At 61.4% G+C, this 378-nt stretch carries 1 pseudogene; it reads left to right on the top strand.

Annotated features, from left to right (window positions below):
* Nucleotides 1-307: pseudogene (locus MKK70_RS31175) on the top strand (hypothetical protein); the annotation flags it as partial.
* Between the last annotated feature and the right edge of the window lie 71 nt (nucleotides 308-378).

Here is a 378-nt window from a genome sequence, read left to right on the forward strand (position 1 = left end):
CAAGCGCTACCATTACGACAACGACGATCAGATGCGTGAACACATCGCCGCCTGCCTGGATGCCTACAACTTCGCTCGGCGGTTCAAGACCCTACGCAGCCTTGCTCCGTATGAAGCGATCCGCCGGGTCTGGGCAGGCAATCCAGACCGCTTCCGATACGCTCCAACCCGTCTCCCCGCGGGACTGCACAGTTCGGCGTTGGGGATAGTCCGAGGGCCGATCGTGCGAAATGCTGAGCGGCTGGACTACGCAGGTCGAGAGCACTCGGTTTCACCACGGCCTGTAGATCGATCCCGCTGGTTTTGACCGGGGCAACCCCAGATCCGTCAAACCAAGCCCCTGCGCCAAACCGATCGCAGCCTCCAGTGAGAGATCGT

Source organism: Methylobacterium sp. E-041 (assembly GCF_022829665.1).
In the GTDB taxonomy this organism is placed as follows: Bacteria; Pseudomonadota; Alphaproteobacteria; order Rhizobiales; family Beijerinckiaceae; genus Methylobacterium.